This is a genomic window from Mycobacterium persicum, assembly GCF_002086915.1.
Lineage (GTDB): Bacteria > Actinomycetota > Actinomycetes > Mycobacteriales > Mycobacteriaceae > Mycobacterium > Mycobacterium persicum.
The window spans coordinates 5893917-5919233 of record NZ_MWQA01000001.1 but is presented as its reverse complement, the minus strand read 5'-3'; the positions used below and the strand labels follow the sequence as shown (position 1 = coordinate 5919233).

Sequence of the window (25317 nt, the reverse complement as noted above, 5' to 3'; positions counted from 1 at the left end):
CTGGTCGGCCAGCCCGAGAGAAGCGCTCGCATCGGAGGCGCCGGCCAACACACCTGGCCGGCTTGCTGCGACGAGGCAGGCATTGGCCTCACTTCAGCCGGTGAGCCGACATTTCGTAACCGCCAGGGGCTCCAAGGTTTTGCCCAGCCGCGGAACACAGATAACTACGTCTGTTGCCGGCCAGCCCCTTGGAGCCAAGCGTCAGCCACGCCCGCTCCTGTGCAGGTCGAATACTTGCTATCCACCGGACTAGGCCCGGACTTCGAGCACACCGATCCGCCACAGCGCGGCGTAGACGTGCCGAATCGGAATGGTCAGCATGCGTGCCGCCCCGTCGACGAGGGGGTCTCCACCGGCGCCGAACGGCGGGTTGGCGACCCGACGCGCCACCTTCGCCTTCGCGGGCGCGGGCGTGGGCGTCTCAATCGGGGCACCCTCGCGCACCACCCGCAGCCGGGGAGCGGGGGTTGTGGTTACTACTTCGTCGTACAGAACAGCGGTCATGATCGGCTCCTAGAGGGGAAATCAAAGCTATGGACTGTTGGACAGACTTCGACAGGGGTAGTCCCGTCCCGTAGCGGTTCCGATCCAGCGGGGCTGATCTAGGTTTGACGACTCAGCACAGTACGTCGCGCCGGCGATCGGATCGGGACGAAACAGAGCCCGGATATCGGTCCGGACTGTCACCGGAACTCATGGGTCCCTCACCTCCTCGCGGTCGCGGCACGCGCGGCTAACCGCACGTTCTACGTGCACAACGGAGTATCGGAACGCCGACGATCGTCGGAACCCGCACCCCTCTCGTCAGAGCTTTGGCACCACACGACGTGTCCGGTATTCCGGAAGCCACCTGGGCTCAACCCTTAAGCCGGGAGGAGCTGTCCTGACCCGGGGCGTCTTTCGACGTTCGGGGTCAGTGGCCTGTGTTCGTGTAGCCGCCTCACCTAACGAGGTGCTTACCCGACAGATGATGCACCACCGATGCGAGTCGGTCAAACGAACCTGGCGCCCGTGTCCGAATCTTTACGCATTCACCATGGGCGTTGACAGGAATTCAGCAGGTTTACCTACTCTGAACTGGGCTTATACGATCCAAGCCGGCGTCTGTGGCGATGCGTCCGTCCGGCACCCGGCGCGGCCGCAGCCCGTCGAGCACCAGGGAAACGACGAAGTCCGCCACTTGCGCCGCGCTGACCCCGTCGTCGGTGCTCAGGCGCCGGTGCGCCAATTGGCCCACCAGCGCGGCCAGTGTGTAGGCAACCATCCGGGGCGGGGCCGCCACCACTTCGCCGCGCTCTTGAGCGGCGACGATGACGGTTTCGATGTCGTCGATGAACCGTTCGTAGATCCCGCCGAGGTGCTTTTCGAACCGGTCGCCGAGCGCATGGGCGTCGCGGAACAACAGTTTGACGGTGGCCTTGTCCGCTTCGAAGAACTCGAAGGTGGCCTGCACGCCGGCCCGGAACAATCTCTCTCCCCCGGCGCTGTCGGCGGACCCGCCGGCCGCGACCATTGCTTCGGCGAGATGCGTGCGCAGCGCATCCTCTTCGGCAGCCATCAGCGAGTGGAACAGGTCATCCTTGGACTCGAAATACCAGTAGATCAAGCCATACGCCAGGCCGGCCTGTTTGGCGATGTCCGCGATCGTGGTGGCGTGAAAACCGTTACGGGCGAATACTTCTTTGGCCGCGGCCATGATCTGGTCACGCCGTTGCGACTTGTCCTCGTCACTGACCGCCCGGCGCCGCCGGGTGGTGCTCACTTGTCGACCAGCCCCTCGAGCCGAGCGATGGTGTCGATGAATTCCTCGACCATCTCGAGCACCACCGCGCGGGTCGGCCGCACCCGGTTGAGCGAGCCGACGACCTGACCGACGAAGTAGGTTGCCAACTCCCCGGCCCGGTTGCCGGGCTGCCCGGCCGCTTGGTTGATGCGCAGCTGCGCCTCACCGATCAGGGCGGTCTGCAGCGGCATTCCGAGCGGATCGGGATTTTCCGGGCGCGCCCACTCGTCGGTCCAGGCGGTGCGCAACATCCGCGCCGGTTTGCCGGTCATCGACCTGGACCGCACGGTATCCGTGGAGCCGGCGGCCAGGAACTTCTCCTTGACCACCGGTGGCGTCTCGGCTTCCTCGGTGGTCAACCAGACCGATCCGCACCACACGCCCTCGGCGCCCAGGGCCAGGGCCGCAGCGATCTGGCGACCACGGGCGATCCCGCCGGCGGCCAATACCGGAAGCGGATCGACGGCATCGACGATCTCGGGGACCAGCACCATGGTCGCTACCTCGCCGGTGTGACCGCCGGCCTCGGTGCCCTGAGCGACGATCAGGTCGACACCCGCCGTGGCGTGCCGGCGCGCGTGTTGAGTGGTGCCGGCCAGCGCCGCCACCACGACGTCATGACCGTGAGCCCGCTCGACGAGGTCTGCGGGCGGCGGTCCCAGCGCGCTGGCGATCAGCCGGATGTCGTGGGCGAAAGCCACCTCGAGCAGCGGTTCATAACCCTTGGGTGAGATGTTGAGCCCTCCCCCGGGCGTCCGGGTTTGCTGCCCGGCGGGCTGGGTGATGCCGTAGCGGACCAGCAAGTCGTCGACGAATGCGCGATGCTCGGCCGGCAGCAGCTCGGCGACCTGCTGCCGGTCGATCCCGCCCTGCTCGGCGCCGACATACTTCGGCGGTAGCAGCAAGTCGACTCCATACGGTTTGCCGCCGGTCTGCTCCTCGATCCAGGTCAGCTCGCTGTGCAGCCGCTTGGGACTGTGCGCCACGGCTCCGAGGACCCCGAACCCGCCGGCGTTGGTCACCGCGGCAACGACATCGCGGCAATGGCTGAAGGCACAGATTGGAAACTCGACACCGAGCATTTCGGCGACTCTGGTCCGCATTTTTGTGACGCTAGGAGCTATTGATTGATATGTCAATCTAATGCGGTAGCCTAGCCGCCATGGCCGAGCCGTTGACCGCTGAACAGCAACACCAGCGCCGCCAGGCGGTGCGTGACCTGATGACCAGCACCCCGTTCATGGGCGGGCTGGGCATTGTGTTCGAACGGTATGAACCCGACGACGTCACGATCCGGCTGCCGTTCCGCGACGACCTCACCAACGACGGCACCTACTTTCACGGCGGGGTGATCGCGTCGGTGATCGATACCGCCGGCGCGGCGGCAGCCTGGTCCAACCACGACTTCGACAGGGGCATGCGGGCGGCGACCGTCGCGTTGAGCATCCAGTACACCGGCGCCGCCAAGCGCAGCGACCTGCTGTGCCATGCCCGCACCACCCGGCGCCGCAAGGAACTCACCTTCACCGAGATCACCGCCACCGATGCCGACGGCAGCGTTGTCGCCCACGCGATACAGACCTATCGGATCGTCTGATTCCCGACTATCTCGAATATGGCGCGCCTACGGCGAGACGCCGTCGGGCGGCCAGCTCGACACGCCGTCCTCCAGCGGGACTTCGAGGCTGTGCAGGATCGAAGCGACCATCCGCCACGCCCCGATGGCCGTCACGAGTTCAATGAGAACCGTTGTGTCGCCGTGTAATTCGCGTTCACAGGCGGCCCAGCTGTCGGCACTTACCGCGCCGTCGCGCACCACGTCGTCGGTGGTCGCCAGCACGGCCCGCTCGGCCGGCCCGAACCCGTCGTGGCGCTGCCAATCCCGTACCCCAATCAGATCCTCGGCGGACACGCCCAATCCCGAGGCGACGCGCCAATGCTGGGTCCACTCGTAGTCGCACCCGGTCAGCCAGCCGATCCGCATGATCGCCAACTCACGCAGCCGCGGGTCCAGAGCGCCATGCCAGAGCATGGTGGCGAGCAGGTCGTTGAAGGTGCGCGCCAGTCGCGGATGGTTCAGCAACACCTGAAAGATACTGAGCTCGGCCATGTAGTCGGGCACGCCGGCTTCATCGGCGGCCGCCTTGGCCTCGTCGACCGGCAACTGGGGTACCCGGGCTGGCTTCAAGGGTGGGGTCATGGTGTGAGCACTCCGTGTCGTTCAGAGGGATGCCATCGCGTTCGCCGGCCATGGTAGCCAGCAGTTCCGCAACATTGCCGCGGCGCGCGCAACGGCGTGGCGGCCACTGGTGCCGGCAACGACCGCGACGGGCCATGACCGGCGCGTCGAGCCGCGCCCGGGCCCCACACCACGTCGACATCTGCCGACGTGGCACTGAACCTGTTATTCCCCAAGGTATTTCGGCGCTGCAGGGGCTAATCGGGAGAGCCACTTGCGGACCGGCGTGACCAGGCACCTGCGGCACGGTCGCGCCCGGTGCCGGGAGGGGGCGTTCGGCGTTGTCCGACATACCAGCACACTATGGACGGCTGACAGGTCGGTCAATAGCGAGCAGTCATGTGCCCCCAGCAGGCCGGGATCGGTTGAACTCGTTGTGGCACAACGCTGAACTTCGCGGCCAGCCACCGGGGAGTCAACAGTACGACCGCCGGCGAAATCGGGACGCCCCGAAAAGCCAGCGGGGCTGCGGCGTTCGCCGTCGATGGACCCCGGCGAATTCGCAAAAACGTTAATGCGGACGCGGTGTGGCAGGTCTTCGAAGCCCCGGCAACCGGATACGCTGCGGTCACCTGAAGAGATGGCGATCGGGGGTCTCGCTGGGGAGGTGGCTGACCGTGGACGACACGTGTGCGGACCCGGTTGCGGTGATTGGCATGGCGTGCCGGCTACCGAAGGGCGTCGATTCGCCCGAAGCGTTATGGACGGCGCTGCTGCGCGGCGACGACTTGATTTCCGAAGTTCCCGCTGACCGTTGGGACGTCGACGAATACTACGACCCGGAACCGGGGGTACCCGGCCGGTCGGTGTCGCGCTGGGGCGGCTTCCTCGACGACGTCGCCGGCTTCGATTCCGAGTTCTTCGGAATCGGCGAGCGCGAAGCGACCGCGATGGATCCCCAGCAACGCCTGCTGCTGGAGACCTCGTGGGAGGCGGTGGAACACGCCGGTTTGCCGCCCAAATCGCTGGCCGGCACGCTGACCGGGGTGTTCATCGGCATCGCCCACAGCGATTACGCACACGTCACCGCCGAAGCGGGTGCCCTGGAAGACGCGTACGGGTTCACCGGAATTCCGTTCAGCATGGCCTCCGGACGAGTTGCATACGCCCTGGGGCTGCGCGGGCCCGCGGTCAGCGTCGACACCGCCTGTTCGTCGAGTTTGTTTGCGGTGCATATGGCTTGCCGCAGTCTCAACGACGGCGAGAGCGACCTGGCCCTGGCGGGTGGCTGCATGGTGATGTTGGAGCCGAGAATCGGCGCCTCCGCGTCGGCGCTGGGCATGCTGTCGCCGACCGGCCGCTGCCGCGCATTCGACGTGTCGGCAGACGGCTTCGTCCGTTCCGAGGGCTGCGCCGTAGTGCTGCTCAAGCGGCTTCGCGACGCGCTGCGCGACGGCGACCGGATCCTTGCGGTGCTGCGCGGCACCGCGACCAACCAGGACGGCCGCACCGAAAACATTTCGATTCCTTCGGCTCGGGCGCAGGCGCAGGTATATCGAGCGGCTTTGCGCGCGGCCGGTGTGGACCCCGCCACCGTCGGGATGGTGGAGGCGCACGGCACCGGCACCCCCGTCGGCGACCCGGTCGAATTCACAAGCTTGGCAAAGGTTTACGGGGTCGAGCGCTGCTGTGCGGTCGGCTCGGCCAAGAGCAATCTGGGCCACACCGAGGCCGCCTCCGGCGCGGTGGGGCTCGTCAAAGCGATCTTGTCGCTGCAGCATGGGGCGGTGCCGCCGATGCTGCACTTCACCCGGTTGCCCGACGAGGCGGCCGGCTTTAACACCAAATTGTTTGTGCCACAAGAAATTACATCCTGGCCCGAACAGGATGGCGCGCTGCCGAGACGGGCAGCGGTGTCGTCGTATGGGATGTCGGGCACCAACGTGCACGCCGTTGTGGAACAGGCTCCGGCCATCGCGACATGCCACCACCCGGCGGACTCGGCGGCGCCGTTGATGTTTGCGCTGTCGGCCACGTCGGCCGAGGCGTTGCGCGGCAGTTCGCGCCGGCTGGCCGAATGGCTGGCCGGACGCCAGGACCAGGACCCGGCGGCGTTGTCGAATCTGGCCTACACGTTGGCCCGCCGGCGCGGCCACCGGCCGGTCCGTACCGGAGTGCTCGCCCATAGCCGGTCCGAGCTGATCGAGCGCCTGCACCAGGTGGCCGCGGACGAACGCCCCTATCCTGCCGCAGTCGGCCACGACGACCGCGGCCCGGTGTGGGTGTTCTCGGGCCAGGGTTCGCAATGGACGGCGATGGGCGCCGAGCTGTTGACCAGCGAACCGGTGTTCGCCTCGACCGTCGCCGCGCTTGAGGCGGTGATCGCCGCGGAATCCGGCTTTTCGGTCAGCGACGCGATGTCCGCCCCGCACACCGTCACTGGCATCGACCGGGTCCAACCGACGCTGTTCGCCGTTCAGGTCGCTCTTGCGGCCACGATGTCGTCGTACGGAGTCCTTCCGGGCGCGGTGATCGGCCATTCGCTCGGCGAGGTGGCGGCCGCCGTGGTCGCCGGGGCGCTGTCGCTGCACGACGGGGCGCGGGTGATCTGCCGCCGGTCGCGGCTGTGTCTGCGCGTCGCCGGTACCGGCGCGATGGCCGCGGTGGAATTGCCTGTCCAACGGGTACGCGAAGAACTCACCCGCCGCGGCGCCGCGGCCCGTGACGTCGTCGTCGCCGTGGTGGCCTCACCACAGTCCACCGTGATCGGCGGGGCGGCCCAGACGGTTCGCGACCTCGTCGCGCAGTGGCAGGAGCGCGAGGTGCTGGCCCGCGAGGTAGCCGTTGACGTGGCATCACACACCCCGCAAGTCGACCCGATCCTGCACCAGCTGGGTATGGATCTGGGCGACCTCACCCCGAGGAAACCGACCATTCCTTACTACTCGGCAACGTCATTCGATCCGCGCGAACAACCGTTTTGCGATGCGCGTTATTGGGTCGACAACCTGCGTCATATGGTGCGTTTCGCCGCAGCGGTGCGAGCGGCACTGGAGGACGGACACCGGGTGTTCGCGGAGCTGTCACCGCACCCACTGCTGACGCGGGCCGTCGAGCAGACCGCTTGCGGCCTCGACATTCCGGTCGCCGCGGTGGCCGCCATGCGACGTGAGCAACCGATGCCATGGGGACTGCGTCCGGTGGTGATCGATCTGTACAGTGCCGGCGCCGCCGTGGACTTCGCGGTGCTTCATCCCCGCGGGCAGTTGGTCGACGCGCCGCTTCCGGTGTGGACACACCGTCGGATGCTGCTGAGCCCCGACCGGGTGGGCGGCTCTTCGCGCGTCAATACCGTTGCGGTGCACCCATTGTTGGGCGCACACGTGCGGTTGATGGAGGAGCCGCCGCGTCATGTGTGGCACGGCGAGGTCGGCACGGCGGCGCTGCCGTGGCTGCGCGACCACCAAATCCACGATGTGGCCGCGCTTCCGGGCGCGGCCTATTGCGAGATGGCATTGGCAGCGGCCCACACCCTCTTCGGCGAACAGTCGCAAGTGTGCGATATCCGCTTCGAGGAGATGCTGCTGCTGGACGAGCGGACCCCGATCGGCGCCGTCGCGTCGGTGCGGGAACCCGGTGTCGCCGGCTTCGTCGTCCAGACCGAGCAGCAGAACCATAAGGTGCGACGAGCCAGCGCAGTACTGCGGGCGGCATCCGCGCAAGACCGGCCGCCCGCCCATGACGTGGCCGAGATACTGCGGGCTTATCGGTGCCGCCACGACGGTGAGGAGGTGCGAAAGCGGTTCGAGGAGCGCGGTATTCGGTTGAGTTCGGCTTTCGCGGGCCTGGCCGCCGCCCACGTCGCACCGCAGGCGGTCAGTGCCGTGCTCGCCGAGGTCGGCTTACCGAGTGTGATCCGCAGGCAGCAGGCCGACTACGGGGTTCATCCCGCGTTGCTGGATGCGTGTTTCCAGTCGGTTGCGGCCCACCCAGCAGTCCGGCAGGTGGGCAATGGCGGCTTGCTGTTGCCGCTCGGTATGCGCCGGCTGCGCGTCTACGCGTCCACCCGCAACGCCCGCTACTGCCACACGACAGTCACCGCCTACGGCACCAATGTCGAGGCCGACATCGACGTCATGGACGAAGACGGGAGCGTGCTGCTGGTGGTGCGCGGCCTGCAGATGGGCACCGGGCTCTCGGAGAGCGCCGATCGCGATCGGCTGCTGGCCGAGCGATTGCTGACCATCGAATGGCGCGAGCGCGAACCGGCCGGCTGCGATGGTGTGAGTGCTGTCGACACCGGAAAGTGGCTGCTGGTCAGCATTTCCGATACCGCCGATATGTTGGCGACCGAACTCACCGATGCGTTGAAGCGCTACGGTGCCGAATGCGCGACACTGTGCTGGCCCCGACAGGCAGAACCCGCTACCAACCTCGAACGGTTGAGCAAGCAGCTCGACTGCGGCGGAGTCACCGGCGTGGTCGTGCTGGCGCCCGAACCTATGGGCGGTGACGATGCGCGAAGTCCGCGCCGCGGCAGCGAAAACGTCAAGCAGCTGGTACGCATCGCGCGCCGGCTACCCGAAGTCTCCGGTTCCGTCCCCCGGCTGTATGTGGTGACCCGCAACGCGCAGCGGGTCCGATCCGATGACTGCCCCAATCTGGAACAGGCCGGGTTACGTGGTCTGCTACGGGTGGTCGGCGCCGAACACCCGTACCTGCGCACCACGCATATCGATGTCGACGACCACACCGACGCCGAGCAGGTGGCGCGCCAACTGCTGGCGGGCTCCGACGAAGACGAGACCGCCTGGCGACAGGGACAATGGCTAACCGCCCGATTGTGCCCGGCGCCGCTGCGGCCCGACGAGCGGGAAACCACCGTCGCCGACCACGACCGCCACGGGGTGCGCCTGCAGATCCGGACGCCCGGAGACCTGCGGACGATGGAAGTCGTGGCGACCGAGCGGATACCGCCCGGTCCGGGGGAGATCGAGGTCGCCGTGACCGCGTCCAGCGTCAACTTCGCCGATGTCTTGATCGCCTTCGGCAGATACCCCGCCTTCGACGACCAGTCGCCGCAGTTCGGCGCGGATTTCGCCGGCGTGGTGACCGCCGTGGGTTCCGATGTCACTGATCACCAGATCGGCGACCGCGTGGCCGGCATGTCATCGGCAGGGTGCTGGGGCTCGTTCATCACCTGCGATGCCCGACTGGCCACCACGCTGCCGCCTGGGCTCACCGACGGGCAGGCCGCCGCGGCGACCACCGCCCACGCCACCGCCTGGTACAGCCTGGTCGACCTGGCCCGCATCGAAGCCGGCGACAAGGTGCTGATCCACTCGGCCACCGGTGGAGTGGGACAGGCCGCGATTGCGATCGCGCGCTCCGCCGGTGCCGAGATCTTCGCCACCGCCGGCAGCCCCGAGCGTCGAGAGCTATTGCGCGACATGGGGATCGAGCATGTCTACGACTCGCGCGGCAGCGAGTTCGCCGACCAGATTCGCCGGGACACCGACGGCTACGGCGTCGACGTCGTGCTCAACTCACTGACCGGCACCGCCCAGCGCGCCGGCCTTGCGCTGTTGTCTTTCGGCGGGCGATTCGTCGAGATCGGCAAGCGCGACATCTACGACGACACCCGGCTCGCGCTGTTCACCCTGCGGCGCAACCTCACCTTCCACGCCGTCGACCTGGCACTGATGACGATCACCCACCCCGCCCGGATCCGGGATCTGCTGACCACGGTCTACCGGCTGGTCGCCGACGGCGCGTTGCCGATGCCGAAGCGCACACATTATCCGGTTACCCAGGCCGCCAACGCGATCCGGATAATGAGCGCCGCCGGGCATACCGGCAAACTTGTCCTCGACATCCCGCACACCGGGCGCAGCACCGTGGTGCTCCCGCCCGAACAGATCCCGGTCTTCCGGCCCGACGGCTCCTACATCATCACCGGGGGCCTCGGTGGCCTCGGGTTGTTCCTGGCGGAGCAGATGGCCGCCGCCGGCGCCGGCCGCATCGTGCTCAACTCGCGTGCCCAGCCGAATCAAAAGGCCCGGGAGACAATCGATCTGGTCAAGGCCACCGGGTCGGACGTGGTGGTCGAGTGCGGCGATATCGCCCAGCCCGCAACCGCGGGCCGGTTGGTGGCAACCGCAACAGCGACCGGGCTGCCGGTGCGCGGGGTGCTGCACGCAGCCGCAGTCGTCGAAGATGCCACCCTGGCCAACGTCACCGATGAGCTGATCGAGCGGGATTGGCGGCCGAAGGTCCACGGTGCCTGGCACCTGCACCAGGCGACCGCCACCCAACCACTGGATTGGTTCGCCGTGTTCTCGTCGGCAGCTGCCCTACTGGGCTCACCCGGTCAGGGCGCCTATGCGGCGGCCAACAGCTGGCTTGACGCCTTCGTCCAGTGGCGGCGAGCTCGTGGCCTGCCGGCGACCGCGATCGCCTGGGGCCCGTGGGCCGAGGTCGGCCGGGGTGCACGCCTCGCCGAGAACGGCGAGACCACGATGATCGCTCCCGACGAGGGCGCTTACGCGTTCGAGGCGTTGCTTCGACACACCCGCGCCTACAGCGGTTATGTCCCGGTCGTCGGATCACCCTGGCTGACGGCCCTGGCCGCACGCAGCAGGTTTGCCGAGGGTTTCCACTCCGCTATCCGGAATCGGCCTGGTGAAAGCACATTCCGTGCGGAGCTGCTGGAACTGGCGCACGAAGAGTGGCCGGGACGGCTTCGACGACTGATATCCGAACAAATCGCTGCGATTTTGCGTCGCAGTGTCGATCCGGATCGCCCGCTTTCCGAATACGGGCTGGATTCGCTGGGCAATCTGGAGCTGCGGACCCGTATAGAAACCGAGGTCGGGATACGCTGCAGCCCCACCGATGTCACCACGGTTCGCGATTTCGCGGATTACCTGTGTGAAAAGCTGGCCGTCAAAGAAACGATCCGGTGACGATGTGCGGCATATTCGATGACATGAAATATCCTGGGACCGGGCGTTGAGCCAAAGGAGTTCAATTGGTTGTGGTGGGCAATCTCGGTCTGGATAACGTCAGGAATTGGCTGCCCGAGCCGGGTGTTGTCTGGCTGTGGCAGCCGTCGCCGGCGACTGTGGCGAACGCCCGGGACGCACCGATCAGCGCCGTGCCGCCGAGCTACATACAGGCCCGGCATCTGCGCAGGTTTGCTGAGCAAACGGCCAAGGGCCTCGACATGTCACGGCTTTTGGTCATTGCCTTCGATATGCTCGGTCACTGCGATATCCGCACGATGACCTACGTCATCAACGCCCACCTTCGTCGCCATGACACCTATCGCAGCAGGTTTGCGATCAGCGGCGCGCGTCAGATAGTCCGCCACACCATGACCGATCCCGGTGCTATCGAAATGCAACCGGTTGAGCGCGGTGTGATGACGCCGAACCAATGGCAGGAATACATCTTGAGCACCCCGAGTCCCCTGGATTGGGATTGCTTCAGATTCGGCGTGATCCAGCATGACGACCACTTCACCGTCTGCATCAGCATTGACCACATACATTTCGATGCGACATTTCTCGGCACCATCTTCTTGGAGATCCGCGAGATGTACAACACTCTCATGGACGGCGGTGAGCCTATTCCGTTGTCGAAGGCCGGCAGCTACGCCGAATACTGCCTGCGCGAGCACGCATACACCTCCGCGTTGACATTAGATTCGCCGGAGGTACGTCAATGGATCGAATTCCTGGAAAACAACGACGGATCCTTCCCCGCCTTCCCACTGCCGCTGGGCGACACGTCGCGGCTCACGGCGGGCGAGGTGCTTTCCCTGCAGCTGCTGGATGCCCACCAGACCGCCGATTTCGAGGCCGCGTGCACCCGGGCCGGCGTCAGGTTCAGCGGCGGAGTCTTCGCGTGCGCCGCCCTCACCGAATACGAACTCGCCGGTGCGGAGACCTATTACGCGGTCACGCCCACCGGCACCCGAAGCACGCCGGCGGAGTTTGTCACCAGCGGATGGTTCATCGGCCACCTTCCGCTTGCCGTGCCGGTCGGGGACTCGTTCGGTGAGACCGCGCGCGGCGCACAAGCCGCTTTCGACTCGCGCGCCCACCTGGCCAGAGTGCCGTTCGAACGCGTGCTGGAGCTGGCGCCCCGGCTCGCGGCGCCGCTGTCGCGAGGATGCTTTCCCATGCTGTCGTTCCTCGACGCCGGGGTACCGCCGCTTTCCGCGGTGTTCGCGCCACATATCCGAACAGCGAATACCAGGGTCTTCAGTGACGGTCGCATCGCGGCCCGGGTGTGCATGTGGGTCAATCGATTCCACGAAGAGACCACGGTAACGGCATCCTTCCCGGATAGTCCGATCGCCCACGAGTCGGTGCGGCGCTACCTGGAGGCCATGAAATCGGTGTATGTGCGCGTTGCCGAGGGCCGCGGCGATGTCCGGCAACGTCGTGCCACCGCGCTCAGCTTCAGTGGCAACGGAAATGACGGCCTGTTCCCCGGTTGATGGGCGTCGGAGTGAGCGGTGCCCGGACCGCGGCCTCGCCGAGTGGCCCAGACGCCGGGGCAATGCGCTGTTTACTGTCAAGTCAATAGCCGGGGTGTGCTGCCGGATTACCCGAGAACAGCCGACTTTCTGCACTTCGGACAAAAAATTTTTGTACGTTGGCACGATTTTTCCACGGGCCGAAGATCAACGGGCTACCCTGTGGTGCACTAGCAGAATTGAGGATGCCCGGCCGTTGCGGACCGAGATGTTGGGGGGCTGAGTCGACGTGCGATGCCCCCGGACCGGGCGCCTGAACACCACCGAAAAGAGGTGGCTGGACGTGAATAGAACCGCTGCCAATCCAGCCACTTTCGTCAGCCCACGCGACCAGTTGTCGGCGGTGCACTCTGCGGATCGGCTTGACGGGCTTTATCGGCCGAACCGCTGTGGCGTGGAAGGGTGTCGCGACTGATGAGCGATTCGGAAGCAGCCCGCCCCGGCGGAGTTTTCGACCGACTCGGCCAATTGGTCGTTCGGGCTCCGGCGCTGGTCATCGCATTCTGGATTGCGCTGGCAGCGGTGCTCGCTGTGACTTTCCCGCCGCTGATGGAAGTAGCCGGTAAGGCCGGCGGAGACGCTTTGCCCGATGATGCCCCGACGATGGTCACCGGCAAAGAGATGGGCAAGGCCTTCGGCGACAGCGGCAAAGGCTCGCAGTTGTTGGTGATCCTGACCGACGAAAACGGGCTGAGTCCCGCCGACCTAGAGACTTACCACACGCTGGTCGACAGGCTGCGCCAGGCAGACCTGTCGGTTCAGGACTTCATCAGCACGCCCGGCTTGCACGACGTTTTGTCGAGCAAGGACAACAAAGCCTGGAACGTGCCGGTGATGTTCCAGACCGACCCGCAGGACCCAGCCACTATCGCGGGGTACAACAAGACCCGAGAGATCGTTAGCCAGACCCTCGCCGGTTCGACACTGACCGCCAACTATGCCGGCGGTCTGGTCACCATGTCCGACCTCACCGCCATCGGTCAGGAAGACGCACATCTGATCGAAATCGGCACCGCGGTCAGCGTGCTGATCATCCTGCTGATCATCTACCGAAACGTGGTCACCATGTTGGTGCCGCTGGCCACCATCGGTATCTCTATGGGGACCGCCCAAGGCACGTTGTCCGCGCTGGCAACAATCGGTCTGGACGTGCAAACGCAGACGATCATTTTCATGAGCGCGGTAATGATCGGTGCCGGAACGGATTATGCCGTCTTTCTGATCAGCCGATATCACGACTATGTGCGGCAAGGCTTGGCTTCGGATCTGGCTGTCCAGAGAGCGTTGATGTCGATCGGCAAAGTGATCGCGGCGTCGGCGGCGACCGTGGCGGTCACATTCATCGTGATGGTCTTCTGCAAATTGCCGGTCTTTTCCACGGTGGGCCCGGCGATTTCGGTATCGATCGTCGTCAGCTTCGTGGCTGCGGTGAGCCTGCTGCCTGCCATTCTGGTGCTGATCGGGCGCCGCGGCTGGATCAAGCCCAGACGCGACCTTACCCATCGCTTGTGGAGGCGCACGGGAACACGGATCGTACGGCGGCCCCGGATCCATCTGGTCGCCAGTCTCGTCGTGTTGGCAGTCCTGGCGGGATCCAGCTTCTTGGTGCGCTTCAATTACGACGATCTGAAGGCATTGCCGTCCGACGTCACCAGTGTCGCGGGATACGAGGCCATGAGTCGCCACTTCCCGCAGAACATGATGACGCCGATGATGCTCTTCATTAAGTCACCGCGTGACTTGCGGAACCCGAGCGCGCTCGCCGATCTCGAGATGATGTCGCACCGGATCAGCCAACTACCCGACATCACCGCGATACGCGGGTTGACCCGGCCCAACGGCGAACCGCTGCAGCAGACGAAGGTGTCCTATCAGGCCGGCGAGGTGGGCGGCAAACTCGACGAGGCCGGGGATGCGATCAGGGACCATGGCAGCGACTTGGACAGGCTGGTCAACGGCTCCAACGATTTGGCCGGCGCCCTGGCTCAGGTGCGCGACCAGGTCACTCAAGCCGTCGGCAGCGCCGGCACGCTGGTGAGCGTCCTTACCACGATGAAGCAACTGATGGGCGGCGACAAGACGCTCAACGACCTCGACAGGACGGCCAAGCTGGTGGGCCGCATGCGGGCGCTCGGCGACGCCCTTAGCGCCAACATGGTGGATGTGGCGAATACCGTCGCCTGGGCCAGTCCGCTGCTGAAGGCGCTGAACTCGAGTCCGACCTGCAATGCCGACCCGGCCTGTGCGGCCTCGCGGAGCCAGCTGCAGGCGCTGGTCCAAGCACAGACCAGCGGAACCCTCAACAGCATCACCGATCTGGCTCGCAGCCTGCAGCAAACGAAAGAGGTGCAGACCGTCAGCCAGACGATCGACAAGCTGCAGCAAAACCTGAACCAAGCGGTCAGTACGTTGCGGTCGATCGACGGACTGCAGAACCGGCTGAATCAGATGCAGCAGGGCGCCAATGCCCTCGCGCAAGGCAGCCGTGCGGTCGCCGACGGCGTTGCCGCACTGGTCGACCAGACCAAGAAGATGGGCAGTGGACTCGACGAGGCGTCGGCCTTTCTGTTGGGCCTCAAGCACGACGCCGAACGACCGTCCATGGCCGGCTTCAATGTCCCGCCGCAGGTGCTGGCCGCCGACGAGTTCAAGAAGGCCGCGCAGATTTTCATATCCAGCGACGGGCACGCGGCACGGTACCTGATCCAAAGCTCGCTCAATCCGTTCACCACCCAGGCCATGGATCAGGTGAATACGATCCTGTCGGCGGCGCGGTCCTCACAACCGAATACCGAGTTGTCGGACGCGACGATATCGTTGGCGGGTATTCCGACCGGGCTGGCAGATACTCGGGACTATTACAATAGTGACATCAATTTCATCGTGTTGGCCACGATCGTTATCGTCTTCTTGATCCTGGTCATGCTGCTACGAGCGATTATTGCGCCGCTATACCTCATCGGTTCGGTCCTGGTTTCCTTTTTCGCGGCCCTGGGCCTGGGTGTCATCGTTTTCCAGCTGATACTCGGCAAAGAATTACATTGGAGCCTGCCCGGGCTGTCATTCATTCTGTTGGTTGCGGTTGGCGCTGACTACAACATGCTGCTGATCTCGCGTATCCGTGACGAATCACCCCATGGCGTGCGGGTCGGTGTTATTCGCACAGTCGGTTCGACGGGCGGGGTGATCACCTCCGCCGGCCTCATTTTCGCCGCGTCGATGTTCGGCCTGCTGGCCGCCACCATCAGCACCATGGTGGAAGCCGGCTTCATTATCGGCGCCGGGATCTTGATCGACACTTTCATCGTTCGCACCGTCACCGTGCCGGCGTTGGCTGCGCTGATCGGCCAGGCCAACTGGTGGCCGTCGAAGCTCGCTACATCTAGCAAGAAGCAGCAGGCGAGCCGTCGCAAAAAGACGCGGGGCCAAGCTCAGCCAGCACGGGCAAAGGCCGTCCCCGCCCGTAAGACCGGCGGCGCGACGCGCCCACCGTCGAAGGTTCGTGCCGTTCCAGCCGGCGATACACCCAGAGTCGTACGCCGCCGTCCCGGCAAAGACGTGCCGCTGCGGAAGTTGGACTTCCCCATCGCGGCTAATGGCAAGGACCCGTTCGCCGATCTCGGCGAGCACGCTCTTCCGCTATTCGGTTCCGTCGTGCTGCGGGCCAAGTCGGCCACCTCGAATGGGCACGAAGCAGACGTCGCCGATGGTGGCGGCGATCGCATCCAACACTCCCTGCCGCTGTTCGGCCCCATCGAACTGCCGGCCCTGATGACCAATGGCAATGTCCACACCAATGGCAACGGCCATGGCAACGGCCATAGCAATGGCCACGGGGTCGCCAACGGCAACGGCCACACCAACGGCAACGGTCACACCAACGGCAACGGTCACACCAACGGCAACGGTCACACCAACGGCAACGGCCACACCAACGGCAACGGCCACACCAACGGCAACGGTCACACCAACGGCAACGGCAAGCAACCCGTCGACACGGGAAGCGCCGTTCCCGACAGGTCAGCAATCACCTAATACCCTGCTCGTTGTCCGCCGTCGGAATGATATAAGGACCGGGATCGGGTCTATCTGAATCACTGCCCACCCGAAGGCGCCGAGTGTGAACCATACGACGCGACACGCCGAGAAAGCGTCGTGAGATTCACGCTCGCCGCCGCAACTCTGAGCGAACGTCAGCAGCAAACGGGTGAGCGCGAAAGATTAAGCGTCCAGCCGGGTGAACTCGTCGTGCCGATACAGCTCGACACATTGCGCCCGTCTGATCTTGCCGCTTGTGGTTATCGGAATCGAGCCGGGCGAGACCAGAACCAGATCCGCCACGCTCAGCCCATGCGACTTCGAAATTGCCGACGTGACTTCCCGCTTGACGACCTGTAACCTGTCAGCCAAATCCTCGTCCGTGTCCGGGCGCTTCTTGAGCTCGATGATTGCGACCAGCTTCTCAGCGCCACGGTCCGGAACCGATATTGCCGCGCATCGACCCGGAGTGACCTCCTGGATCGTCGCCTCGATGTCGTCTGGAGAGTGGTTGCGGCCGTACACGATCAAGAGGTCTTTGATACGGCCGATGATGAACAACTCTCCGTCGAAGTAGAAGCCGGAATCACCAGTTCTGAGCCAGGGACCTTCCGGGGTGCCGGCCGAAGGGTTGACAATGCGCGCCTGGAAGGTGCGCTCGGACTCGACCGGCTTCTGCCAGTAGCCGGCGCCCACGTTGGGCCCGTGCAGCCAGATCTCGCCGACCGCTCCCTGCGGGCACTCGACACCGGTGTCGGGGTCGACGATTCGCACTGTCATCTGCCGCGGGTGGCCATAGCTCACCAACCCGGTACCGGTTCCGGGTGCGCACCGCTCCGCCTCACCCGCGGGCAGTTTCGCGGAATCGAAATACACGACTTTCGGCGGTTCGCCCGGTTCACGAGTCGCGATATAGACCGTTGCCTCGGCCATCCCGTATGACGGCCGAACCGCCGCGGGATCAAGGTTGAATTTTGCGAACCGGTCGGTGAAGCGCTTCACGGTGACGGGCTGCACTCGCTCACTGCCGCTGAGGACATGCAGCACTTCCCCGAGATCGAAACCGTTCATATCGTCGTCGGAAGTCTTGCGCGCTACCAGGTCGAACGCAAAGTTTGGCGCCGCCGTAAATACCCGGCCACTAGTTGCCATCAATTGCATCCACCGAGCCGGTCTCTGCAAAAACCCCGCCGGACTCGTCAGGACCACGGGAATGCCCGCAAGAATGGGAATGATAATTCCAACAAAGAAACCCATATCGTGATAAAACGGCAGCCAGGACACCACACCACTGCCGGGCGGGGGAACCTTCCCGTACTTCGCGTAATAGCCGTCCATGATTTGTCCGAAATTGACGAACAAATTCTTATTCGAGACCACCACCCCCGCCGGCGTGCGGGTGGACCCGGAGGTGTACTGCAAATACAGCGCATCCGGCATCTCTGCGCTACGAGAGCCCGGCCGGACCGACGAAGCCGGGCGAGCGTCCAGGTCCAGCAGATCGATTTCGACAACTGCGGGTGCAGATTGTCCGGGTTGCGGTTTCGCGTACCCGGAGACATGGTCGCTCACCGAGGAAGTCGTCAGGATGACCGAGGGTGACGTATCAGCCAGCACGGAAGTGGTGCGCTCGTCATGAACACCGGAATAGGGAACCGATAGCGGAACGGCGGTCAGCCCGGCCTCGAGCGCCCCGAGGAAACCGGCGATGTAGTCGAGGGTCTGCGGCGCAAGTATCACTGCCCGATCGCCAGGCGATCCGCATTGCCTGAGGCGCTGACCAACGTTGAGCATGCGCCGATGCAGCTGCGCCCACGTCAGCCTCTCCGGGACACCTTCCCAATCCTGCTCGTAATCAATGAATGTCATCGCTGTGTCGTTGGGCTGCAAGCTCGCACGCTCGCGCAGCACAGCGGGAATCGAAGACTCAACCACGGGCCTCACACTACCTCGGATGCTCGTAGCTGGTGCCAAATCTGCTCGTCACAGGGGTAACACGCGGATTGTCCGCCGCCGGCCCGGCCACACGGTTCTCGCCGGCCCGCGGGTTGCCGTCGCGCTCAGGTCATAACTTCTGCCACCTCGATGGCTCTCGATATGAATGCAAACGGCGGCCGCATACGGGGGTGTTGGGCGCATATATAGTCGTCAATTGGGCGCGCTGGCGGAGAGCCGAGTAAAGCGCCCGGACACTGCTTTTTGCGGACATCCGGCGTCACTCTTAAGCCATCGACCTGCCCTTTCGCCCTTATTCGACAGAATTTTTTGTACGTACGCACAGTTTTCCCACATTGGTGAAGCTGAGGGGCTACGCTGCTGTTCACCTGACTAGTTGGGTCGGATGCGATCAGGGGGATCATGGCGCGGTGCACGATGCGCCGGCACCGACAGCCCGGATCGACATTCGATGAAGTCTCCTTGAGACAGGGGGAAAAGAAGAGGTGACGGCGGTGAACGAACCAGGTGTGACTCCGGTGGCTGTGATCGGGATGGCATGCCGGCTTCCTGGAGGAGTCGACTCCCCGAAAAAGCTGTGGGAGGCGTTATTACGGGGAGACGACACGGTCACCGAGGTTCCCGCTGACCGCTGGGACGCCGACGAATACTACGACCCCGAGCCCGGCGTGCCCGGCCGGACCGTCTGCAAGTGGGGTTCCTTCCTCGACAACGTCGGCGACTTCGACCCCGAGTTCTTCGGGATCACCGAAAAGGAAGCAACAGCGATCGACCCGCAACACCGCTTGCTTCTGGAAACCGCCTGGGAGGCCATGGAACACGCCGGTCTGACACCGGAGAAGATGGCCGAGTCGCTCACCGGCGTCTTCGTCGGTCTCAATCACGGCGACTACCAGTTCGTGCACATTGACGCGGAGGCTTTCGACGGGCCGTACGGCAACACCGGAACCAACTCCTGCTTTGCGTCGGGACGGATTTCCTATGCTCTGCGGTTGCACGGGCCCGCGGTCACGGTGGACACCGCATGCTCGTCCAGCTTGTTCGCAACCCACCTGGCCTGCCGCAGCCTCACCGACGGCGAAAGCGATCTGGCCTTCGCGGCTGGCGTCTACGTGATGATGGAACCGCGCAGGTTCGCCTCGGCGTCGGCGCAGAATATGTTGTCGCCCACCGGACATTGCCACGCATTCGACGCCGCGGCGGACGGCTTCGTGTCCGGCGAGGGCTCGGTGGTGCTGTTGCTCAAGCGGTTGCCGGACGCACTGCGCGACGGCGACCAAATTCTGGCCGTCGTCCGCGGAACGGCCGCCAACCAGGACGGCCACACGGTCAGCATCGCGACGCCGTCGGTGCAGGCCCAGTCGATGGTGTACCGCGCGGCGCTGGCCGCGGCCGGAGTGGAGCCGGGCAGCGTCGGCCTGGTAGAGGCGCACGGCACCGGCACCCCCGTAGGTGACCCCATCGAATACGAAAGTCTGGCTGAGGTGTACGGCATCGACCGGCCCTGCGCGCTGACATCGGCAAAGCCCAATTTCGGACACACCCAAGCGGCCGCCGGGGCACTCGGGCTGATGAAGGCAATTCTCGCGCTGCAGCACGGTGTGGTTCCGCGAAACCTGCACTTCACCCGGCTGCCGGACGATATGGCCCGAATCAACACCAAACTCTTTGTGCCACAGGACATCACGCCGTGGCCCACGAATGGTGAGCAGCTACGACGTGCGGCGGTGTCGTCGTACGGCATATCCGGGACGAACGTGCATGCCATCGTCGAGCAGGCACCCGAAATCACTGCTCACGACGACGTGCCGACCACCCCGGCTGAAGGCGAGCTGATCTTCCCGCTGTCGGCGACGTCAGCCGACGCATTGCGGCAGACGGCCGGGCGGCTCGCGGACTGGGTCGATGCGCAGGGCCCGGAATGGTCGTCGGTGTCGGACCTGGCCTACACCCTGGCCCGGCGGCGCAGTCATCGCCCGGTGCGGACGTCGGTGCTGGCCAGGGGTGCGGCGGAGCTTTCCGCGGCCTTACGCGAGATCGCCGACGACGAGACCCCCTACCAAGCCGCCGTCGGGCAGGACGACCGGGGCCCGGTATGGATATTCTCCGGCCAAGGTTCACAGTGGGCGGCGATGGGCGCCGACCTGTTCGCCAACGAACCGGTTTTCGCCGCAACCATCGCGGAGCTGGAGCCGTTGATCGCGCAGGAGTCCGGATTCTCGGTGACCGAAGCGATGACCGCACCGGAGACCGTGACCGGAATCGACCGGGTGCAGCCGACGCTGTTCGCCATGCAGGTGGCGCTGGCCGCCACCATGAAGTCCTACGGGGTGCGCCCCGGCGCAGTTATCGGGCACTCGCTCGGAGAGTCGGCGGCGGCCGTCGCGGCGGGCGCGCTGTCACTTCAAGACGGGGCGAAGGTCATCTGCCGCCGCTCCCGGCTGATGACCCGCATCTCCGGTTCCGGAGCCATGGCCTCGGTGGAACTGCCTGCCCAGCAAGTGCTTTCCGAACTGATGGCCCGCGGCGTCAACGACGTCGTGGTCGCGGTCGTCGCTTCGCCGCAGTCGACGGTGATCGGCGGCGCCACCGAGGCCGTTCGCGAGCTCGTCGCGGCGTGGGAGCAGCGCGAGGTGATGGCCCGTGAGGTGGCCGTCGACGTCGCGTCGCACTCCCCACAGGTGGACCCGATCCTCGACGACCTGTACGAGATTCTGGCCGATCTCGAGCCGCTGACGCCGGAAGTGCCCTACTATTCCGCGACACTGTTCGACCCGCGCGAGGAACCGTACTGCGATGCCAACTACTGGGTGGACAATCTGCGCCACACGGTGCGCTTCGGCGCGGCGGTGCAAGCGGCGCTCGAGGACGGCTTCCGGGTCTTCGCCGAACTGGCGCCGCATCCACTGCTGACCCGTGCCGTGGAAAAAACGGCCGAGAGCCTCGACATACCGGTGGCGGCGTTGGCCGGCATGCGGCGCGAGCAGCCGCTGCCGCACGGGCTGCGCGGCCTGCTGGCAGATCTGCACAGCGCGGGCGCCGCGGTGGACTTCTCCGTGTTCTACCCCAGCGGGCAGCTCGTGGAAGCACCGCTGCCGACGTGGACGCACCGATCGCTGTTGTTGAACCGCGCCGGTCACGACCACCAGACCCAAGGCGGCTCGTCGGTGGTCGTGCACCCGCTGCTGGGAGCTCATGTGCGGCTGCCGGAGGAACCGGAGCGGCATGTGTGGCAGACCGATGTCGGCACCGAGGCGCTGCCCTGGTTGGCTGACCACCAAATCCACAGTGCCCCAGCGCTTCCGGGCGCTGCGTATTGTGAGATGGCGTTGGCGGCAGCTCGCACCATCCTCGGCGAGGCGTCCGAAGTCCGCGACATGCGCTTCGAGCAGATGCTGCTGCTGGATGAAGAAACCCCGTTGTCGGTGGTCGGATCGGTGAAATCGCCCGGGGTCGTCGACTTCGTGGTGGAGACCTTCCAGGAGGGCGGGTCGATCCGGCGCGGCGCGGCGGTGCTGCACGTCGTCGAGGACGAGGACCAGCCGCCCGCCTACGACGTCCCCGGCTTGTTGGCCGGCCACCTGCGCACCGAGGAGGGGACCGAACTACGGGAACGGTTCGATGAGCACGGCGTGCAATACGGTCCCGCCTTCACCGGACTGGGCGCCGCGCACATTGCCGACGGGGCTGTCAGCACGGTGCTGGCCGAGGTCTCGCTGCCCGGCGCGATGCGGTCACAGCAGCGGGCTTATGCCATCCACCCCGCCCTGTTGGATGCCTGTTTCCAGGCCGTCGGGGCTCACCCCGACGTGCAGGTCGCGGGCAACGGCGGTCTGATGTTGCCACTGGGTGTAGGCCGGATCCGTGCCTACGCCTCCACTCGAAATGCCCACTACTGCTATGCGCGGGTGACAAACGTCGACGCCGCCGGGGTAGACGCGGACCTCGACGTGCTCGACGAGCACGGGACCGTGCTGGTGGCCGTGCGTGGGCTACGGCTCGGCACAGGGGTTTCCGAGCAAGGCAACCGGGATCGGGTACTCGGCGAGCGGCTGCTGACCATCGAATGGCAACAGCGTGAGCTGCCCGAGCCGGACCTCGCCGACGCCGGAACGTGGCTGCTGATCAGCACCACCGACGTTGCGGACCTATTGGCGACCGAGTTGACCGACGCGTTGAAGTCGCACGGCGCGCAGTGCGCAACCATGAGCTGGCCGGAACACACCGACCATGCCGGGGCCGCCGAACGGCTGCGAAACCAGCTCAATGCCGGCGGTTTTCACAACGTGGTCATCCTGACCGCGCCGGACAACGGCGATCGCGACGAGAAGAGCGCGGTCCGCGGCGTCGAGTGCGTCCGGCACCTGGTGCGGATCACCCGCGAGCTGCCCGAAATCATGGGCGAGGCCCCTCGCTTGTTTGTGGTAACCCGTAATGCGCAGACCGTGCTCGCCGCAGACAGCCCCAACCTCGAGCAGGCCGGGCTGCGAGGTCTGTTGCGGGTCGTCGGTGCCGAGCATCCACACCTGCACACCACCCACATCGATGTCGACGAGCACACCCACGCCGAACACGTAGCGCGCCAACTGCTGTCCGGCTCGGAAGAAGACGAGACTGCCTGGCGAAACGACGAGTGGCACACCGCACGCTTGTCGCCCGCGCCGTTGCGTCCCGAAGAGCGCAAGGCGACCGTGGTGAATTACGAATCCGCCGGCATGCGCCTGCAGATCCGTACCCCGGGCGATCTACAGACCATGGAATTCGTTGCCTTCGACCGGGTTACGCCGGGGCCCGGCGAGATTGAAGTCGCGGTCACGGCGTCCAGCATCAACTTCGCCGATGTCCTGGTCACATTCGGTCGCTACAACTCTCCGGACGGCCGGATGCCGGAGCTGGGCACCGATTTCGCGGGTGTGGTCACTGCCGTCGGGCCCGACGTCACGACGCACCAGGTCGGTGACCACGTCGGCGGCATGTCACCCCACGGCTGCTGGGCAACATTTGTCACCTGCGACGCGAACCTGGCCACACCGATTCCGCAGGGCCTGACCGACGCCCAGGCAGCGGCCGTGACCACCGCGCACGCCACCGCCTGGTACGGGCTGCACGACCTGGCCCGGATCAAGGCCGGTGACAAGGTGCTCATCCACTCCGGAACCGGCGGCGTCGGCCAGGCCGCGATTGCGATCGCCGGCGCGGCGGGAGCCGAGATCTACGCGACCGCGGGCAGTCCGAAACGCCGGCAATTGTTGCGCGACATGGGGATTCACCACGTCTACGACTCGCGCAGCATCGACTTCGCCGAGCAGATCCGCCGCGACACCGACGGCTACGGCGTCGACATCGTGCTCAACTCACTGACCGGCGCGGCTCAGCGAGCCGGGCTGGAATTGCTTTCGTGGGGAGGGCGTTTCGTCGAGATCGGCAAGCGTGACATCTACGGCGACACCAAGATGGGCCTCTTCCCGTTCCGGCGCAACCTGTCCTTCTACGGTGTCGACCTGGGAATGATGTCGCTCACCCATCCGCAGTACATCCGCGAGCTGTTGAGCACGGTGTACCGGCTGACCGCCGACGGCACGCTGCCGATGCCCGAGAGCACCCATTACCCGTTGGCCGATGCTGCCACCGCGATCCGGGTGATGGGTGCCGCCGACCACACGGGCAAGCTCATCCTCGATATTCCGCGTGCCGGGAGCAGCAGCGTGGTCTTGCCGCCCCAGCAGGTGCCGGTCTTCCGTGGTGACGGCTCCTACATCATCACCGGTGGCCTGGGCGGCCTGGGACTGTTCCTGGCCGAGAAGATGGCCACCGCCGGCGCCGGGCGAATCGTACTCAGCTCCCGGTCTGCGCCCAGCCAAAAGGCGTTGGAGACAATCGAACTCATCCGCTCGATCGGATCCGATGTGGTGGTGGAGTGCGCCGACATCGCCCAGGCCGGCGCCGCGGAGCGGCTGGTGGCCAACGCCACGGCCACCGGACTCCCGCTGCGCGGTGTGCTCCACGCGGCTGCCGTGGTCGAGGACGCCACCCTGACCAACATCAGCGACGAGTTGCTCGACCGGGACTGGGCGCCCAAGGTGTATGGTGCCTGGCAGCTGCACCAGGCCACCGTCGATCAGCCGCTGGACTGGTTCTGCTCGTTCTCGTCGGCGGCGGCGATGCTGGGCTCGCCGGGCCAGGGCGCCTATGCGGCGGCCAACAGCTGGTTGGATGCCTTCACCCATTGGCGGCAGTTGCAAGGTCTGCCCGCCACCTCGATCGCCTGGGGTGCCTGGGCCGAGATCGGGCGCGCCATCGCGCTGGCGGAGAGCACCGATGCCGCGATCGCTCCCGAGGAAGGCGCCTACGCGTTCGAGGCGATGCTCCGTCACGACCGCGCCTACACCGGCTACTCCCCCACCGTCGGCGTGCCATGGCTAGCCGCGTTCGCGGAGCGAAGCAAGTTCGCCGAGGCGTTCAAGGCATCGGAGCAAGGGCGTTCGGGTTCAAGCAAATTCCGCAACGAGCTGGCTTCCGTGCCGGTGGAGGAATGGCCGGGCCTGCTGCGCCGCCTGGTCTCCGAGCAGGTCAGCCTGATCCTGCGGCGCACCATCGATCCGGACCGTCAACTCTCCGAGTACGGACTCGACTCGCTGGGCAACCTGGAACTGCGCACCCGCGTCCAGTCGGAGACGGGGATACGGATCAGCTCCACCGACATCACCACTGTGCGCGGTCTGGCCGACCACCTGTTCAACCAGTTGGCCCCGGAAGAAGCCACCACGTCTTCGTGATGCCGCTGAGAAGAGCTGCGGCCCAGGATAGTTCGTCCTG

The 25317-nt window shown here is 65.6% G+C and carries 10 protein-coding genes and 1 riboswitch; of the genes, 5 read left to right on the top strand and 5 right to left on the bottom strand.

What is annotated here, in order from left to right:
- Positions 1-249: 249 nt before the first annotated feature.
- The 3 genes from B4U45_RS26870 to B4U45_RS26860 form a co-directional block, all read right to left on the bottom strand.
- Positions 250-504 carry an Rv1535 family protein gene (locus B4U45_RS26870; protein WP_075546131.1) on the bottom strand — a complete coding sequence of 85 codons (255 nt, stop codon included), beginning with the start codon at positions 502-504 and terminating at the stop codon, positions 250-252.
- A gap of 285 nt (positions 505-789) precedes the next feature.
- Positions 790-959: riboswitch (M-box (ykoK) riboswitch) on the bottom strand.
- A 104-nt stretch (positions 960-1063) separates the two neighbouring features.
- Entirely contained in the window at positions 1064-1762 is a 699-nt protein-coding gene (locus B4U45_RS26865) for a TetR/AcrR family transcriptional regulator (protein ID WP_082275309.1), read from the bottom strand.
- Positions 1759-2886 (bottom strand): NAD(P)H-dependent flavin oxidoreductase, encoded by a 1128-nt coding sequence (locus B4U45_RS26860; protein WP_075546130.1) that lies wholly within the window; start codon positions 2884-2886, stop codon positions 1759-1761. The genes B4U45_RS26865 and B4U45_RS26860 overlap by 4 nt, the downstream gene beginning before the upstream one ends.
- A gap of 59 nt (positions 2887-2945) precedes the next feature.
- On the opposite strand from B4U45_RS26860, the gene B4U45_RS26855 reads away from it, so the two are divergent.
- Positions 2946-3380: a PaaI family thioesterase gene (locus B4U45_RS26855; RefSeq protein WP_075546129.1), complete on the top strand. Its 435-nt coding sequence runs from the start codon at positions 2946-2948 to the stop codon at positions 3378-3380.
- Positions 3381-3407: 27 nt separating this feature from the next.
- On the opposite strand, the gene B4U45_RS26850 is transcribed toward B4U45_RS26855, so the two are convergent.
- Positions 3408-3971 (bottom strand): carboxymuconolactone decarboxylase family protein, encoded by a 564-nt coding sequence (locus B4U45_RS26850; protein ID WP_116671221.1) that lies wholly within the window; start codon positions 3969-3971, stop codon positions 3408-3410.
- A gap of 668 nt (positions 3972-4639) precedes the next feature.
- Here B4U45_RS26850 and pks2 (B4U45_RS26845) point away from each other — a divergent pair.
- The 3 genes from pks2 (B4U45_RS26845) to B4U45_RS26835 all read left to right on the top strand — a co-directional run bounded on the left by pks2 (B4U45_RS26845) (position 4640) and on the right by B4U45_RS26835 (position 16542).
- The gene (pks2, locus tag B4U45_RS26845) at positions 4640-10927 is read left to right on the top strand and encodes a sulfolipid-1 biosynthesis phthioceranic/hydroxyphthioceranic acid synthase (protein ID WP_259641767.1); all 6288 of its coding nucleotides are present in this window, start codon (positions 4640-4642) and stop codon (positions 10925-10927) included.
- A gap of 71 nt (positions 10928-10998) precedes the next feature.
- Positions 10999-12468, top strand: coding sequence for a condensation domain-containing protein (locus B4U45_RS26840; protein ID WP_240316635.1), 1470 nt, complete (start codon positions 10999-11001; stop codon positions 12466-12468).
- Between the two features lie 453 nt (positions 12469-12921).
- Positions 12922-16542 (top strand): MMPL/RND family transporter, encoded by a 3621-nt coding sequence (locus B4U45_RS26835; protein ID WP_122526436.1) that lies wholly within the window; start codon positions 12922-12924, stop codon positions 16540-16542.
- 186 nt (positions 16543-16728) lie between these two features.
- Here B4U45_RS26835 and B4U45_RS26830 read toward each other — a convergent pair whose 3' ends face one another.
- On the bottom strand, positions 16729-18480 hold the full coding sequence (locus B4U45_RS26830; RefSeq protein WP_075546126.1) for an AMP-binding protein: 1752 nt from the start codon (positions 18478-18480) through the stop codon (positions 16729-16731).
- 515 nt (positions 18481-18995) lie between these two features.
- Between B4U45_RS26830 and pks2 (B4U45_RS26825) the strand changes: the two genes are divergently transcribed.
- Positions 18996-25277, top strand: coding sequence for a sulfolipid-1 biosynthesis phthioceranic/hydroxyphthioceranic acid synthase (pks2, locus tag B4U45_RS26825; protein ID WP_083154233.1), 6282 nt, complete (start codon positions 18996-18998; stop codon positions 25275-25277).
- Positions 25278-25317: the final 40 nt, after the last annotated feature.

What these genes read in the sequence shown, in the direction of transcription:
- B4U45_RS26870 (WP_075546131.1), bottom strand. Translation starts at nt 504, where the DNA reads ATGACCGCTGTTCTGTACGACGAAGTAGTAACCACAACCCCCGCTCCC.
- B4U45_RS26860 (WP_075546130.1), bottom strand. Translation starts at nt 2,886, where the DNA reads ATGCGGACCAGAGTCGCCGAAATGCTCGGTGTCGAGTTTCCAATCTGT.
- B4U45_RS26855 (WP_075546129.1), top strand. Translation starts at nt 2,946, where the DNA reads ATGGCCGAGCCGTTGACCGCTGAACAGCAACACCAGCGCCGCCAGGCG.
- B4U45_RS26835 (WP_122526436.1), top strand. Translation starts at nt 12,922, where the DNA reads ATGAGCGATTCGGAAGCAGCCCGCCCCGGCGGAGTTTTCGACCGACTC.